The organism is Paraburkholderia kururiensis JCM 10599 = LMG 19447, assembly GCF_003986935.1.
Lineage (GTDB): Bacteria > Pseudomonadota > Gammaproteobacteria > Burkholderiales > Burkholderiaceae > Paraburkholderia > Paraburkholderia kururiensis.
The window spans coordinates 63,086-78,782 of the sequence record NZ_RJZE01000028.1 but is presented as its reverse complement, the minus strand read 5'-3'; the positions used below and the strand labels follow the sequence as shown (position 1 = coordinate 78,782).

15 protein-coding genes are annotated in these 15,697 nt (G+C 65.2%); 13 read left to right on the top strand and 2 right to left on the bottom strand.

Going from position 1 to position 15,697, the window contains the following annotated elements:
- The first annotated feature begins 6 nt into the window (after nt 1-6).
- The 11 genes from truA (at nt 7) to PKKP23_RS27920 (ending at nt 11,885) form a co-directional block, all read left to right on the top strand.
- On the top strand, nt 7-867 hold the full coding sequence (truA, locus tag PKKP23_RS27970; protein WP_126879298.1) for a tRNA pseudouridine(38-40) synthase TruA: 861 nt from the start codon (nt 7-9) through the stop codon (nt 865-867).
- A complete protein-coding gene (locus PKKP23_RS27965; RefSeq protein ID WP_126879297.1) occupies nt 864-1,577 on the top strand; it encodes a phosphoribosylanthranilate isomerase in 714 nt (237 codons plus the stop codon). The genes truA and PKKP23_RS27965 overlap by 4 nt, the downstream gene beginning before the upstream one ends.
- A gap of 69 nt (nt 1,578-1,646) precedes the next feature.
- Nucleotides 1,647-2,840 carry a tryptophan synthase subunit beta gene (trpB, locus tag PKKP23_RS27960; protein ID WP_017773258.1) on the top strand — a complete coding sequence of 398 codons (1,194 nt, stop codon included), beginning with the start codon at nt 1,647-1,649 and terminating at the stop codon, nt 2,838-2,840.
- An 11-nt stretch (nt 2,841-2,851) separates the two neighbouring features.
- On the top strand, nt 2,852-3,871 hold the full coding sequence (locus PKKP23_RS27955; protein ID WP_126879296.1) for a DNA-methyltransferase: 1,020 nt from the start codon (nt 2,852-2,854) through the stop codon (nt 3,869-3,871).
- Between the two features lie 111 nt (nt 3,872-3,982).
- A complete protein-coding gene (trpA, locus tag PKKP23_RS27950) occupies nt 3,983-4,798 on the top strand; it encodes a tryptophan synthase subunit alpha (protein WP_017773260.1) in 816 nt (271 codons plus the stop codon).
- A gap of 81 nt (nt 4,799-4,879) precedes the next feature.
- Nucleotides 4,880-5,752, top strand: coding sequence for an acetyl-CoA carboxylase, carboxyltransferase subunit beta (accD, locus tag PKKP23_RS27945; RefSeq protein ID WP_017773261.1), 873 nt, complete (start codon nt 4,880-4,882; stop codon nt 5,750-5,752).
- A gap of 134 nt (nt 5,753-5,886) precedes the next feature.
- Nucleotides 5,887-7,197 (top strand): bifunctional tetrahydrofolate synthase/dihydrofolate synthase, encoded by a 1,311-nt coding sequence (folC, locus tag PKKP23_RS27940; RefSeq protein ID WP_126879295.1) that lies wholly within the window; start codon nt 5,887-5,889, stop codon nt 7,195-7,197.
- 34 nt (nt 7,198-7,231) lie between these two features.
- Nucleotides 7,232-8,188, top strand: coding sequence for an SPOR domain-containing protein (locus tag PKKP23_RS27935; protein ID WP_126879294.1), 957 nt, complete (start codon nt 7,232-7,234; stop codon nt 8,186-8,188).
- Nucleotides 8,189-8,206: 18 nt separating this feature from the next.
- Nucleotides 8,207-8,701, top strand: a complete 495-nt coding sequence (locus tag PKKP23_RS27930) for a CvpA family protein (protein ID WP_017773264.1) — start codon at nt 8,207-8,209, stop codon at nt 8,699-8,701.
- Nucleotides 8,702-8,812: 111 nt separating this feature from the next.
- A complete protein-coding gene (gene purF, locus PKKP23_RS27925; protein ID WP_017773265.1) occupies nt 8,813-10,363 on the top strand; it encodes an amidophosphoribosyltransferase in 1,551 nt (516 codons plus the stop codon).
- 328 nt (nt 10,364-10,691) lie between these two features.
- Entirely contained in the window at nt 10,692-11,885 is a 1,194-nt protein-coding gene (locus PKKP23_RS27920) for an O-succinylhomoserine sulfhydrylase (protein WP_126879293.1), read from the top strand.
- Between the two features lie 97 nt (nt 11,886-11,982).
- On the opposite strand, the gene PKKP23_RS27915 is transcribed toward PKKP23_RS27920, so the two are convergent.
- Together PKKP23_RS27915 and PKKP23_RS27910 are read right to left on the bottom strand one after the other, a co-directional pair.
- Nucleotides 11,983-12,780: an AraC family transcriptional regulator gene (locus PKKP23_RS27915; protein WP_126879292.1), complete on the bottom strand. Its 798-nt coding sequence runs from the start codon at nt 12,778-12,780 to the stop codon at nt 11,983-11,985.
- Between the two features lie 67 nt (nt 12,781-12,847).
- On the bottom strand, nt 12,848-13,189 hold the full coding sequence (locus PKKP23_RS27910; RefSeq protein WP_017773268.1) for an FKBP-type peptidyl-prolyl cis-trans isomerase: 342 nt from the start codon (nt 13,187-13,189) through the stop codon (nt 12,848-12,850).
- Between the two features lie 223 nt (nt 13,190-13,412).
- On the opposite strand from PKKP23_RS27910, the gene PKKP23_RS27905 reads away from it, so the two are divergent.
- Nucleotides 13,413-14,171 carry a sensor histidine kinase gene (locus PKKP23_RS27905; protein ID WP_126879291.1) on the top strand — a complete coding sequence of 253 codons (759 nt, stop codon included), beginning with the start codon at nt 13,413-13,415 and terminating at the stop codon, nt 14,169-14,171.
- 104 nt (nt 14,172-14,275) lie between these two features.
- Nucleotides 14,276-15,670 carry a hemolysin family protein gene (locus PKKP23_RS27900; RefSeq protein ID WP_126879290.1) on the top strand — a complete coding sequence of 465 codons (1,395 nt, stop codon included), beginning with the start codon at nt 14,276-14,278 and terminating at the stop codon, nt 15,668-15,670.
- Nucleotides 15,671-15,697 lie beyond the last annotated feature (27 nt).

Below are 15,697 nucleotides of genomic sequence, written 5' to 3'. Positions count from 1 at the left end.
CGCCGTATGCGCATTGCCCTGGGAATCCAGTACGACGGCGCCGCGTTTTGCGGCTGGCAATCGCAGCCGCACGGACGGACGGTGCAGGACGAACTCGAACGCGCCTTGCGCGAGTTCGCGCAGACGCCGTTGCAGACCGTGGTGGCAGGACGCACGGATACGGGCGTCCACGGCCTGGGTCAGGTCGTGCACTTCGATACGGAGCTCGATCGCGCGTCGTTTTCGTGGGTGCGCGGCACGAACGCATTCTTGCCGTCGACGGTCGCCGTGCAGTGGGCCAAGCCCATGCCAGAGGCGTTTCACGCGCGCTTTTCGGCCTTCGAGCGCACCTACTATTACGTGCTGTACGTGCACCCCGTGCGTTCGCCGATGCTCGCGGGCCGGGCCGGATGGATCCATACGCCGCTCGACGTCGACGCGATGCGCGAGGCCGCTGCGTGCCTGATCGGCGAGCACGATTTTTCGGCGTTCCGGTCTTCGGAGTGCCAGGCGAAGACGCCGGTAAAGCATCTGTATCAGATCGACATTCGTCCCCAGGGCGACTTCATCCACTTTCGCTTTCGCGCGAACGCGTTTCTGCATCACATGGTGCGCAACCTGATGGGGTGCCTCGTCGCGGTGGGACGCGGACGTTATCCTGTGGCGTGGCTCGCCCAGGTTCTCGATAGCCGCGACCGCAACCGCGCCGCGCCCACGTTCATGCCGGAAGGGCTTTATCTGGCGCGTGTGGGCTATCCCGCGCAATTCGAGGTGCCCGGCCCGCACACCGGCAGCGTGCCCTGGAGCGCCGTGTGGGCGGACGACGAGGCGCCTTCCGCCGCCGCGTCTCACGCTCAACCCGAACAGCAGACGAGTGACCAATCATGACGAACCCAGCCGCACCCTCCGCCGAAGGCCGCGAGCCCCAGGACCAGCACGCCCCGCGACATCGCACGCGGGTGAAGCTGTGCGGCCTCTCGAAGCCAGAAGATGTGGAGCAGGCCGTCGAACTGGGCGCGGACGCCATCGGCCTCGTGTTCTATCCGAAGAGCCCGCGTTACGTCAGCATCGCTCAGGCGGTGGAGATGATGCGCGACGTGCCGCCGTTTCTCTCGGTGGTTGGGCTCTTCGTCAATGCCACGCCCGAATGGATCGGCGAGGTGGCGAGCAACGTGCCGCTCACCCTGCTGCAATTCCACGGCGACGAAACGCCTGAGCAATGCGAGACGCTGGCCGGCGTTGCCGGTTTGCCCTGGTTGCGGGCTCTGCGGGTCGCGGCCGATACTCGTCAGGCCGATTTGCTAAAATTGGCGCTTAACTATTCATCAGCCAACGGTTTGCTGTTCGACGCGCTCGTCGAGGGCTACGGTGGCGGCGGGAAGGTTTTCGATTGGTCACTTATCCCAGCAGAGCTCGCGCGTCGGGCCGTTTTGAGTGGTGGGTTGAACGCGCAAAACGTCGGTGAGGCGATCCGCCAGGTGCGTCCGTATGCCGTCGATGTCTCCAGTGGCATCGAAGTGCCGGGCGCAAAGGGCGTGAAAGACCACGCCCGAATGGCGGCGTTCGTACGCGCGGTGCGCGAAGCGGACGCGGGATGATTTCAGGTGGTGAGGCACCGTCCGGTCCAACGAGCGCCGGCTGCCGCACTCCTCACTTCAGAGTGACTCATGTACAACTTGCCCGATGAACGAGGCCATTTCGGCCAATATGGCGGCGTGTTCGTCGCCGAAACGCTGATTCACGCACTTTCCGAGCTGCGCGAAGCCTACGCGAAATACAAGGACGATCCCGAGTTCGTGGCCGAATACCGCCGCGAGCTGAAGCACTTCGTCGGACGTCCGTCTCCCATTTATCACGCCCAGCGCTGGAGCGAACTGCTCGGCGGCGCGCAGGTGTACCTCAAGCGCGAGGACCTGAACCATACCGGCGCCCACAAGGTGAACAACGTGATCGGCCAGGCGCTGCTCGCGCGACGCATGGGCAAACCGCGCGTGATCGCCGAAACCGGTGCCGGCCAGCACGGCGTGGCCACGGCCACCATCGCGGCGCGCTTCGGCATGGAGTGCGTGGTCTACATGGGCTCCGAAGACGTGCACCGGCAGGCTGCCAACGTCTATCGCATGAAGTTGCTCGGTGCGACCGTGGTGCCCGTGGAGTCTGGTTCGCGCACGCTGAAGGACGCGCTCAACGAAGCCATGCGCGACTGGGTGACGAACGTGGAGAACACGTTCTACATCATCGGCACGGTGGCGGGCCCGCATCCGTATCCGATGATGGTGCGCGACTTCCAGCGCGTGATCGGCGACGAATGCAAGGTGCAGATGCCCGAGATGACGGGCCGGCAGCCGGACACGGTGATCGCGTGCGTGGGCGGCGGGTCGAACGCGATGGGCATTTTCTATCCGTATATCGACGACAACACCGTGCAACTGATCGGCGTGGAAGCGGCCGGCGACGGCATTGAAACCGGCCGCCACGCGGCTTCTCTGATGGGCGGCTCGCCCGGCGTGCTGCACGGCAACCGCACGTACCTGCTGCAGGACGAGAACGGCCAGATCATCGAGACGCATTCGATCTCGGCGGGTCTCGACTATCCGGGCGTGGGTCCCGAGCACGCATGGCTCAAGGACAGCGGCCGCGCGCAATACGTGCCGATCACGGACGAAGAAGCGCTCAAGGCTTTCCACGACTGCTGCCGCATCGAGGGCATCATTCCGGCGCTCGAATCGAGCCATGCGCTGGCCTACGCCGCCAAGCTGGCGCCGACGTTGCCGAAGGACAAGATCCTGCTGGTCAACCTGTCGGGCCGCGGCGACAAGGACATGCACACGGTCGCTGAGCGATCGGGCATCAAGTTCTGAGCGCCGCCGCGATGCGCGACGAGTTCGAAGCGCCGCAACCGGAGTTCGAGCCGGCCGCGCCTGCCGATCAGGCGGGCACGGCCGGCTTGCCGCCGCATGATGCCGTGCTGGCCTCCGCTTCGGCGGCAGGCGGCGGGGCGGACGTGGCGGCTGCGCCTGCCGGTAAGGTGCCTTCGGGCATTCGTCTCCTGAACCGCGATTTTCTGACCGAAGCGGCGGCGTTGCCGGATGCCTCGATCGACCTGATCGTGGCCGACCCGCCTTACGGCCTCGGCAAAGACTACGGCAACGACTCCGACATGCGTTCCGGCGAGGAATTTCTCGTCTGGACGCGCCAGTGGCTCGAGCTCGCCGTGCCCAAGCTCAAGCCCACGGGCTCGCTGTACATCTTCTGCACGTGGCAGTACGCGCCCGAAATCTTCTGCTTTCTGAAGACGAAGCTCACGATGGTCAACGAGATCATCTGGGACCGGCGCGTGCCGAGCATGGGCGGAACGACGCGCCGCTTCACGTCGGTACACGACAACATCGGTTATTTCGCGGTTTCGCGGGACTATTACTTCGATCTCGATCCCGTTCGCATTCCCTACGACGCCGCGACCAAGAAGGCCCGCTCGCGCAAGCTGTTCGAGGGCAGCAAGTGGCTGGAGCTTGGCTACAATCCAAAGGATGTCTGGTCGGTTTCACGCCTGCATCGGCAGCATGCCGAGCGCGTGGACCATCCCACCCAGAAGCCCCTGGAAATTGTCGAGCGCATGGTGCTTGCCAGCTGCCCGCCCGGCGGCCGCGTGCTGGACCCGTTCATGGGCAGCGGCACGACGGCCGTGGCCTGCGCGCGCCACGGCCGCGAGTTCGTCGGCTATGAAATCAACGAAAGTTACTGCGCGATTGCGCGCGAGCGCGTAAGCGTGGCAACGCCTGCAACCGTTCGCGGCGTGACTGCGGCTGTGGCGGCTGCTGAGAACCGCGCTGCCGACAGCGAAGGCGCAGCAAACGCTGCGCGGGCCACCGAAGCGGAGTCCGAACCGTGAGCCTGAGCGCCGGCAGAAGCGGGCGGGCCGACCAGTTCGGTCGCCTGTCTGAAGAAGCCGGGCGCCGCCACTCGCGAAGTGCGCCGTAACCCTTTTCCAGAGAAAAATTCCATGTCCCGTATCCAGAAGACGTTCGATGCACTGACCGCGCAGCGCCGCAAAGGGCTGATTCCGTTTATCACGGCCGGTGACCCTGATCCGAACCGCACCGTGGAATTCATGCACGCGCTCGCCGCAGGCGGCGCTGACGTGATCGAACTCGGCGTGCCGTTTTCGGACCCGATGGCCGATGGCCCCGTGATCCAGCAGTCGTCGGAACGCGCGCTCGCCAAGGGCGTGACGCTGCGTCACGTGCTGGCCGACGTGAAGCGCTTTCGCGAAAAGAACGGCACCACGCCGGTCGTTCTGATGGGCTATGCCAATCCGGTGGAGCGCATGGGCGTGGATACATTTGCTGCCGCGGCGAAGGAAGCCGGTGTGGATGGTGTGCTGATCGTCGACTATCCTCCGGAAGAATCGGCTAATTTCGCCGAAAAGATGAAATCTTCGGGTATCGATCCGATCTTCCTGATCGCACCCACTTCCACCGACGAGCGCATCGCCGAAGTCGGCCAGATCGCAAGCGGCTACGTCTATTACGTGTCGTTGAAGGGCGTGACCGGCGCCGGGCATCTGGACGTTTCCACCATCGAAGGTAAAATCGCGGCCATCAAGTCGCACGTACCCCTGCCGGTGGGCGTCGGCTTCGGCATCCGGGACGCCCAAACGGCGCGCGCGGTGGCCGAAGTGGCGGACGCCGTCGTGATCGGTAGCCGTATCGTGCAATTGCTGGAGCAGGCCGCGCCCTCGGCGGCTGTCGGCGCCCTGACGCGCTTCATTACCGAAGTGCGCGAGGCTATCGACAGCGTCAGCGCGGCTGCACGGTAAAATTCGCCTTTACTTTCAACACGCTGCCGCCGGCTCGCCCGGCAGCGGCGCTGCCCGAAGAAGGCTTACGAAGGAATCAGAATGAGCTGGCTGGATAAACTGCTGCCGCCCAAAATCAAGCAGACCGACCCGAAGAACCGCAAGGGGATTCCGGAAGGCCTCTGGATCAAGTGTCCGTCGTGCGAGGCGGTGCTGTATCGCAACGACGTGGAGGCCAACCTGCACGTCTGCCCGAAGTGCGACCACCACATGCGCATCGGCGCGCGGGCGCGGCTCGACGGCCTGCTCGATCCGGAAGGCCGCTACGAGATCGGCCAGGAGATCGTGCCGGTCGATGCGCTGAAGTTCAAAGACAGCCGCAAGTACCCCGACCGCCTGAAAGAGGCGATGGACGAAACCGACGAGACCGACGCGATGGTCGTCATGGGCGGCGCCATCCATACGCTACCGGTGGTGGTGTCGTGCTTCGAGTTCTCGTTCATGGGCGGCTCGATGGGCTCCGTGGTGGGCGAGCGTTTCGTGCGCGGCGCGCAGAACGCGATCGAACAGCAGGTGCCGTTCATCTGCTTCACGGCTTCGGGCGGCGCGCGTATGCAGGAAAGCCTGCTTTCGCTGATGCAGATGGCCAAGACCACCGCGATGCTCACGAAGCTCGCTGAGGCCAAGCTGCCGTTCATCTCCGTGCTGACGGACCCGACGATGGGCGGCGTATCGGCGAGCTTCGCGTTCCTCGGCGACGTCGTGATTGCCGAGCCGAAGGCGCTGATCGGCTTCGCCGGGCCGCGCGTGATCGAGCAGACCGTGCGCGAAAAGCTGCCAGAAGGCTTCCAGCGCGCCGAGTTCCTGCTGCAAAAGGGCGCCATCGACATGATCGTGGACCGTCGCAAGCTGCGCGAAGAACTGGCGCGACTGATTGCGCTGCTGAGCCGCCAGCCGGCCGACGCCGTCGCCTGATACCGGGCGGCGCGCCCGCGCCGCCACCTCACGGTCTGCGGCGTCGTCGCCGCTCGAAGCAACAAGATTTGCCCCTGCGCGCCGCAAGCGAAAGCAAGCGGCGCGCTGTCATTTCCGCGATAATCGCAGCGCATATGACGACATTCCCCACTCTCGATGCGTGGCTCACGCATCTCGAATCCGCGCACCCGGTCGGCATCGACATGGGACTCACGCGGATCGGCAAGGTTAAAGACGCACTGCAGCTCTCGTTCGCGTGTCCGATCATCACGGTTGGCGGCACGAACGGCAAAGGCTCGACGTGCGCGATCCTCGAAACGATTCTGCTGAAGGCCGGCTATAGCGTGGGCTGCCACACGTCGCCGCATCTGCTTGCGTTCAACGAACGCGCGCGCGTCAACGGCCAGATCGCGACAGACGAGGAACTGCTCCCGCATTTCGAAGCCGTCGAGGCGGCGCGCTGCTCGCTGCCGGAGCCGGTTTCGCTCACCTATTTCGAATTCACGACGCTCGCGATCATGCATCTGTTCGCGGCGCGTGACCTCGATGCGGTGATCTTCGAGGTGGGGCTGGGCGGCCGGCTCGACGCGGTGAACATTCTGGACACCGACTGCGCCATCATCACGAGCATCGACCTCGACCACACCGAATACCTCGGCGACACGCGCGAAAAGATCGCGCTCGAAAAGGCCGGTATTTTCCGCGCGGGCAAGCCGGCCATTTGTGCCGACCCGGTGCCGCCGCAGACGCTCATCGACTATGCCGAAGAAATTGGCGCCGATCTGTGGCTCTTCGGCCGCGATTTCCGCTACGAAGGCCAGCCGGGCAGCGAGCGTCAGCAATGGACCTACGCCGGCCGCGCCATGCGGCGCGCCGCACTCGCGTACCCGGCGCTGCGCGGCGCAAACCAGCTGATCAATACGTCTGCGGCGCTCGCGGGTCTCGAAGCGCTGCGCGACCGCTTGCCTGTTTCGGCACAGGACATACGCCTGGGTCTTGCCAACGTCGAGTTGCCGGGCCGCTTCCAGGTGCTGCCGGGCAAGCCGTCCATCATCTTCGACGTGGGCCACAACCCGCACGCCGCGGCCGTGTTGGCGCAGAACCTTGGCAGCATGGGCTACTTCCCGTACACCTACGCCGTGTTCGGATCGATGCGCGACAAGGACATCTCGGGCGTGGTGCGGCATCTGAAGGGCGAAATCGACCACTGGTGCGTGACGGATTTGCCGCTGCTGCGCGCCGCGAAGGCCGAGGAACTCGAGCACGTGTTGCGGGACGCCGGCGTGACGGACGGCCCGGACAGCAGCGTCACGCGCTTCGAATCGCCTGCGGCAGCGTTTCAAGACGCGCTAAAACGGGCAACCGAAAATGATAGAATCTTGGTTTTCGGAAGTTTCGTGACCGTCGCCGGCGTAATGGCCTGGCGCAAGTCACAGCAACACTGACAGGCGGCTCCCGGGCCCAGCGGACCAGCCATTCATGGGAATTTTCTCGTTCGGCAAGAAAGACGACGCACCGAGCCGGCGCGGCGCAGACTCCAGTGCGACGCGGGGCGGCCGAAATGCGCGCGTCGAGCGGCGCTCGCGCCGCACCGAACGTCCGGCTGCGGACGCCGATGCCATGCTGCTCGACCCCAGCTTGCCGGAGAAGCAGCGGGCACGCCGGCGCCTGGTAGGCGCCATCGCGCTCGTGGTCGCGGCAATCGTCGTGTTGCCCATGGTGCTCGACTCGCACCCCAAGCCCGTCACCGACGACATCTCCATCGACATCCCCAACCGTCCGGTCGCCAAGGCCAGCACGGCGGCGCAGGACACCCAGGCGGGCGTCGCGCCCGACAACCCGCCAGCGCCTGATGTTGCGCCCGGTGCGTCGGGGCTGACGTCGGCAAGCCCGAATGTGGCGGTGGCCTCTTCACCGGCGGCAGGCGGGAAGGCGGCTGCGAATACGAAATCCCCGGCCGCGGTGACCAGCAGCACAGCCAGCAACGCGCCGAGCGCCCAGGTCGCGCCTTCAGCAACCACCCAGTCCAAGACTCACAGCAACGCCGCACAGGTCGCAAACAGCGCGACGAACAACGCGGCCAATAACGCGGCAAACAGCCAGGCCAACAGCAGCGCCCACACAGCCAAGGCTGAACCCAGCACAGACGCAGGAAAAGACACCGGCTCCCCGGCTTCTCCGCCCGGCGCGCGGTTTGCGGTGCAACTGGGCGTGTTCCCGGACGACGCCAGCGCCCGAAATTGGGCCGCGAAGTTGAAAGCGGCCGGAGTTCCCGCATATACGGAGCGTCGCAAGCAGGCAGACGGTTCGATGCGCACGCTCTTGCGCGCCGGTCCGTTTGCGGACCGTGCGGCGGCGTCGGCGGCAATAGCGAAGGTGCGCGAGGCGGGCCTCGGCTCGGGCGCGAACGGCAGTAGCGGCCAGTCCGCGCAGTAAGCCACCGATAAGCCGCCGATGTTCACCGCCTTCGACTACGCTGTAATGGCGGTTATTGTGCTGTCAGCCCTGCGGGGCACGTGGCGCGGGTTTTTGTCCGAGGTATTCGGGCTCGTGGGCTGGATCGTCGCGTTCCTGGTGGCGTGCCGGTTCGTCGGTCTGGTGGTGCCGTGGATTCCGGCTAACTGGCCGGGTGGCGCGCTGACCCAGTGGTTGATCGCATTCGCGGTCATCGTGGTCGGCGTCATCCTCGTAGCGGGCGTGGCGAGCGCAGTGCTCAGCCGGCTCGTGCAGGCCACGGGCCTTTCCGGCGTGGACCGCTCGCTCGGGTTGTTGTTCGGCCTCGCACGCGGGGTCGTGCTGGTGCTGATTCTGGTCGCCCTTGCAGGCTTGACCGAACTGCCCAAACAAGCTTTCTGGCGCGACGCGCTGCTGCGGCCCTACGCCGAGCAGGGCGTGCGTGAACTGAAACCGCTGCTGCCCGAGGCGCTTGCCACTTACGTCCGCGTGTGACGGAGCGGCAAGTCGAGGCGGGCGGCCCGACAGGCGTGCAACGCCGCGGCGTATCACCGGGTACTCAACGCCCGCGCCGCTACCGATTTCGAATCTTTTGAAGGACATGCCATGTGCGGCATCGTAGGCGTAGTTTCCCGATCCCCCGTCAACCAGCTCATCTATGACAGCCTGCTGCTTTTGCAGCACCGCGGTCAGGACGCAGCCGGCATCGCCACCGCGAACGGCAGCACGTTCCATATGCACAAGGCCAACGGCATGGTGCGCGACGTGTTCCGCACCCGCAACATGCGCAGCCTGCCCGGCACCTGGGGCATCGGCCAGGTGCGCTATCCCACGGCGGGGTCCGCATCGAGCGAGGAAGAGGCGCAACCGTTCTACGTGAACGCGCCGTTCGGCATCATCCTTGCGCACAACGGCAACCTCACGAACTGGCAGCAGTTGAAAGACGAGATGTTCCGCGTCGATCGCCGCCACATCAACACCAATTCGGACACGGAAGTGCTGCTCAACGTGCTCGCGCACGAGGTGCAGCTTTCGAGTTCCGGTCTGCAACTCGACCCCGCGGCGCTCTTCAAGGCCGTTGCCGGCGTGCACCGGCGCGTGCGCGGCTCGTATGCGATCGTGTCGCTGATCGCGGACTACGGTTTGCTCGCCTTCCGCGACCCGTTCGGCATCCGCCCGCTGTGCATCGGCAAGATGGAGACGCCCGAGGGTACCGAATGGATGGTGGCTTCGGAGTCCGTGGCGCTGGAAGGCATCGGCTTCGAATTCGTGCGCGACGTGGCGCCGGGCGAAGCGATCTTCATCGACATCGAAGGCAACTTCCACGCGCAGCAATGCGCCACCAACCCGAGCCTCAACCCCTGCATTTTCGAACTCGTGTACTTGGCGCGGCCGGATTCGGTGCTCGACGGCGTGCCGGTCTACAACGCCCGCCTGCGCATGGGCGACTACCTCGCGGCGAAAATCCTGCGTGTGTTGCCGTCCGACGTGAAGATCGACGTGGTCATGCCGATTCCCGATTCGTCGCGCCCCGCTGCCATGCAGGTGGCGGCGAAGCTCGGCGTCGAATATCGCGAAGGCTTCTTCAAGAACCGTTACGTGGGCCGTACCTTCATCATGCCGGGCCAGGCGGTGCGCAAGAAGTCGGTGCGCCAGAAGCTCAACGCCATGGGCATCGAGTTCAAGGGCAGGAACGTGCTGATCGTGGACGATTCCATCGTGCGCGGCACCACCTCGCACGAAATCGTGCAGATGGCGCGCGACGCGGGCGCCAACAAGGTGGTGTTCGCTTCCGCCGCGCCGCCTGTGAAGTTCCCGAACGTCTACGGCATCGACATGCCGACGCGCGGCGAACTCGTGGCCCACGGCCGCTCGGACGAAGAAGTGGCGCGCTTGATCGGCGCGGACGTTCTCGTCTATCAGGACGTGGAAGACCTCAAGCAGGCCGTGCGCGATATCAACCCGGCGCTGAAGGGCTTCGAGGCATCGTGCTTCGACGGCGACTACATCACGGGCGACGTGACCACGGAGTACCTGGACCGTATCGAGCGTGCACGGCTCGCACCGGACGCGCAGTCGGACCGCGATGCGGCAAGCGACGCTATCGAAGGCGGCGTCGCGCGCTCGCAATTGCATCTGCAGCTTTCGGTGGAATAAGCGCCCGGCAGCGCTGACGACGGCCGCGGTGATGAACCGCGGTCAGTCGTGATAGCATGGCGGCTTGCGTCGATTTGATCTCAGCTTGCGGACGCGGGGCAACCCGAAACAGCTAAAGCGACCGGTGCCGCCATCGCCCCGACGCTTGAAGCCGCTCAAGGTTGAAGCCACAGCCACACAGGCACCTCGCCAATTGCATGAAGCCCGCTTATGCCGACGCAAAGCGGGCTTTTTTGTTGTCCGCCGATGCCACGTGTTTCCATGCCGCCGCATGGAAGACCGCATAAGCACGACCGCGCATCGGCCTTGAAACGGAAACAGAACCAGCATGGACGATACCCTCAACTTCGACACGCTCGCCGTGCGTTCGGGCACGCTGCGCAGCGACTTCAACGAGCATTCGGAAGCCATCTTCCTCACGTCGAGCTTCTGTTTTTCGAGCGCCGCCGAAGCGGCCGAGCGCTTCAAGAACGCCGAAGACGCGTACACGTACTCGCGCTTCACCAACCCCACCGTATCGATGTTCCAGGACCGGCTCGCGGCGCTCGAGGGCGGCGAGGCGTGCATCGCCACGGCGTCGGGCATGGCGGCGATTCTCTCGGTGGTGATGTCGGCGCTGCAGGCGGGCGACCATATCGTCAGCTCGCAAAGCCTGTTCGGTTCCACGCTCGGCATGTTCTCGCAGATCTTCAGCCGCTTCGGCATTGCGACCACCTTCGTGGATCCCAAAGATCTCGACGCCTGGAAGAACGCCGTGCGCCCCGAAACGAAGATGTTCTTCCTCGAAACGCCGTCGAACCCACTCACGGAAATTGCGGACATCGAAGCAGTCGGCAAGATCGCGAAAGCGGCCAACGCGCTCTTCGTGGTGGACAACTGTTTCTGTAGTCCCGCGCTGCAACAGCCGCTGAAACTGGGCGCGGACGTGGTGATGCATTCGGCCACCAAGTTCCTGGACGGTCAGGGTCGCGTGCTGGGCGGCGCACTCGTGGGTTCGCGCAAATTCATCATGGAGAAGGTGTTTCCGTTCGTGCGCAGCGCGGGGCCCACGCTTTCGGCCTTCAACGCGTGGGTGCTGCTCAAGGGCATGGAAACGCTGTCGCTGCGCGTCGAGAAGCAGTCGGCGAATGCGCTGGAGATCGCGCGCTGGCTGGAGTCGCATCCTGCGGTGAAGCGCGTGTTCTATCCGGGTCTCGAATCGCATCCGCAATATGCGCTCGCGAAGCGCCAGCAGAAGGCGGGTGGCGCGATCGTCTCGTTCGAGTTGAAGGGCGACACGCCCGAAGCGCAGCGGGCCAACGCCTGGCGCGTGATCGACAACACGAAGATCTGTTCGATCACCGGCAACCTGGGCGACACGCGGACCACCATCACGCATCCCGCCACGACTACGCATGGCCGCATCACGCCGGAAGCGCGCGCCGCGGCGGGCATCACCGAAGGCCTGATCCGCCTCGCGGTGGGCCTCGAAAATTCGGACGACATTCGCCACGACCTGGCGCGCGGTCTGGATTCGAAGTAACGGGCTGCACGGTGCCGGCTCGATCTCGATGAGCCGGCGCTATACGTTGGCTACATGTTGGCAACGCGCCGGCAACACATCAAACCGAACTGCCTGCTCAGTGGCGCTGCATGCGCCACTGCCCGGGCGCTACGCCGAAGCGCCGTGAGAAGGCGTGCGTGAAGGCGCTCTGGTCTGCGAAACCCACTTCGAGCGCGATGTCGGTGAGGGCACGTCGTGGATCGGCAAGCAGCGTCACCGCCGTATCGAGCCGCAGCCGCTGAAGGTAGCGATGCGGCGTCTCGCCGAACGCTTCGTTGAATAGTTGATGAAAGCGGCGCATGCCGAAGCCGCAGTGCGCGGCGAGGTCGGCGATACGCAGCGGTTCGGACAAGTGCGTCCGCAACCAGCGGTCGATGCGGGCAAAGTCGAGGCCCGCCGATTGCACCGCCGTGGCCTCGCGCGCCAGGCCCGCCTGGGCAACGATGCCCGCACACAGCCGCGTGGCGGCATCCCAACTGAAACGGCGCGTCGGCAAATCGGGCGAATCCGGCCATTGCGCTTCGCCCGCCGTGCCCGCTGCGATGTCCCGAACAAGCCGCACGAGCACGCCATCCAGCGCGAGCGGTCGTGCCTGCGCGAAGAGCCGCTCGGGCACTGCAACGGACGCCGCAGGCAGGTCCAGCACGAGTTGCCGGTTCTCGCCGATGCCCGCGTAGTCGTGGCGCGCCCCGGCCGGAACCAGCCATGCCGAGTGCGCGTCGATCTGCTGCGCCACGCCATCCACCGCCATCACCATCGTGCCGTCTAGCCCGAGCACGACCTGATGAAAGTCGTGCACGTCCGACGCCTCGATGTCGCCGTAACGGCGCAGCGAGACGCTGGGAGCGAGCAGTGGCGTATGAGGATGCGGCATCGCGGCAAACCGTGTGACGGAAGGGGCGTGGCAGCGTGCCTTCACGTCATCGGCGTTTCTCGCTCACTCAGACAGCGAGCAGTTCCACTTCGAACACGAGCGTCGCGTTCGGCGGAATCACGCCGCCCGCGCCGCGCACGCCGTAGCCGAGTTGCGGCGGAATCGTGAGCTTGCGCACGCCGCCCACCTTCATGCCCTGCACGCCTTCGTCCCAGCCCTTGATGACCATGCCGCCGCCCAGCACGAATGCGAACGGGTCGTTGCGGTCTTTGCTGGAGTCGAACTTCTGGCCGTCGGTGAGCCAGCCGGTGTAATGCACGGTGACCGTCTGGCCGGCCTGCGCCTCGGCGCCGGTGCCTTCGGTCAGGTCCTCGTATTGAAGGCCGGATGCGGTCGTGACGTTCGACATGAGTAACTCCTGGTCGCGATAAAGGAAAAGTCGACATTGTAGGCGTATTGCCTTGCCTTCACGCTTTTCGCACCTCGCGAAGCCCGGGTTGGCGCGGCGCCGGGAAAGATGGTCGGGCACGTTTCGTGCGGCGCCGGAACACCTTTGGCGGCGCCTATAATTCAGTCGCTCTTTATCCCTGTTTTCCCAGACTCCTACGAGCTTCGTTCAAGGAATTCCGATCGTGGCAACGTCCCTCTCCCGTGCCGAACGCGTGGCACGTCTGTGTGCCGAAACCGCTCTCTTCATGCGCGACCATGTGCTCTCGGTGGTGTCGCACGACATGCGTAGTCCGTTGAATGCCGTGCACAGCTGGGCGTATGTGCTGGAGCGCAAGATCGACGCCGCCGACGCCACTGCGCAACGCGCGCTCACCGGCATTCGCACCGGCATCGAGCAGCAGGTGAAGCTGCTGGAGGATGTGGTCGACACCACGCGCAGCGAAACCAGGAAGCTCGCCATCGAACGCGAACCGTTCGGGTTGCGCGCGCTGGTGGATGCGGCCGTGGACGAAGTGCGCGCCGGTCTTGCCGACGCACGTGGCGTAACGATCGTGGTCGATACGCCGCTCACCTCCGAACAGGTGACCGGCGACCGTGAGCGGATTGCGCAGGCGTTGTGGCTGATGCTCACGTTCGCCACGGAAGCGAGCGCGCGCGGCGGCACTGTGCTGCTTGCGGCTGCGGCCATTGGGGGTTCCGCGCATTTCAACGTGGCGTACTCGCCGTCGCTGCAGACGCTTACCGACGAATCGCTGCCGCATCTGCTCGAAGCCTTCGCGCGCCGTCAGGCGCAGGAGCCCCGCGAAGCCGGCCGCATCGCGTGGGTGTTGTCGCTCTGCCGACGCGTGGCCGAAGCGCATGGCGGCGCCTTCGAGCAGGCCATGCCGGAGGTTGACAAGACCGCGACGCTCGCGCTGCACGTGCCGCTCATGGCCGGATGAACGCGTCGCGGGCGGCACCCCAGTCGCCGCCCGATGCCGTCCGCTCGCTTACATCCCACTTTCGGGCCCTATACTGACGACTTTTGTTGTTGGAGCCCGTTGTCTTGATCCAGGTTATCGCCCTTGTTGGTGCGCTGCTGCTCGTGGCGCTCAATGGTTTCTTCGTGGCCGCCGAGTTCGGACTCGTCAAGCTGAGACAAACGCGCGTCCAGACGCTGGAGAAGCGCTACGGCATGCGCGGCAAGCTGCTCGCGCGCGTGCATGGCCGGCTCGATGCCTATCTGTCCGCCTGCCAACTTGGCATCACGCTCGCGTCGCTGGGTCTCGGCTGGATCGGCGAGCCTGCGTTTGCGGAACTGCTCACGCCGGTCTTCGAGCTGGCCGGCGTGACGTCCGCGCAGTTGATTCACGGCATTTCGCTGTTCTTCGCCTTCTCGTGCATTTCGTTTTTGCACATCGTGGTGGGCGAGCTTGCGCCGAAGTCGCTTGCCATTCGCGAGGCCGAAAAGATCGCGCTGTGGGTGGCCGCGCCGCTCTACGGCTTCTACTGGGTCATGTATCCGGCCATCTGGCTGCTCAATACGAGCGCGAACGGTGTGCTGCGCATGGCCGGCCTCGCGCAGACGCACAACACCGACGCCCAGTACTCCACCGAAGAACTCAAGCTGATCCTGCGCAGCCGCCGCACGCGCGCAGCGGGCCACGCGGCGAAGGCGGCAGCGGAGCCAGGAGGACCGGCAGCGGCGCTGGCCTCGGCGGCCACGAATGCCTACAGCGCCGACGAGTGGAACACCATCGCGCATTCGCTCGACTTTTCCACCATGACCGTGTCGGACCTCATGCGGCCCGCACACGAACTGGTGAGCCTGCGGCTGGACCGACCGTGGCAGGAAAACCTGCAGGTGATCGCGCAGCATCGTTTTAGCCGCTATCCGCTGTTCGAAGACGGGTCCGGCGAGCACGTGGCCGGTGTCGTGCATCTGAAGGACCTGTTGCTCGCCCAGGAAAGCGGCGCGGCGCACGGAAACGAAAGCCTGCGCCGTTACGCGCGCCCCGTGCAGTACGTTAAACCGCAGATGCCCGCGCTCGAACTGTTCCGACGCTTCCGCAAGGGCGTGCCGCACTTCGCGCTGGTGGGCAACAAGCGCGGCCGGCCGATGGGCTTCATCACGCTAGACAATCTGCTGGGCGCGCTCGTCGGCCAGATTCACGACGAGTTCCGCCAGAGCGACGCCGACTGGACTCGCATGGACGACGGCACGTTGATGGGCAAGGGCAGCTTGCCGGTGGTTTCGCTGGAGCGCGCGCTCGGCATCGACATCGACGAAGGTCGCGCCGAATCGGTGGGCGGCCTCGTGATCCAGGCGCTCAACGATCTGCCTGCCGAAGGCCAGCGTGTGTCGTTCGATCGCTTCGACGTGGTGGTCAAGAAGATGAAGGGTCCGCGCATCGTGCTCGTGCGCGTGTACCCGAAAGACCTCGAAGACCTGGGCGGCTGAGTCCGGTTGCCTCGGCGCTTGGCACGG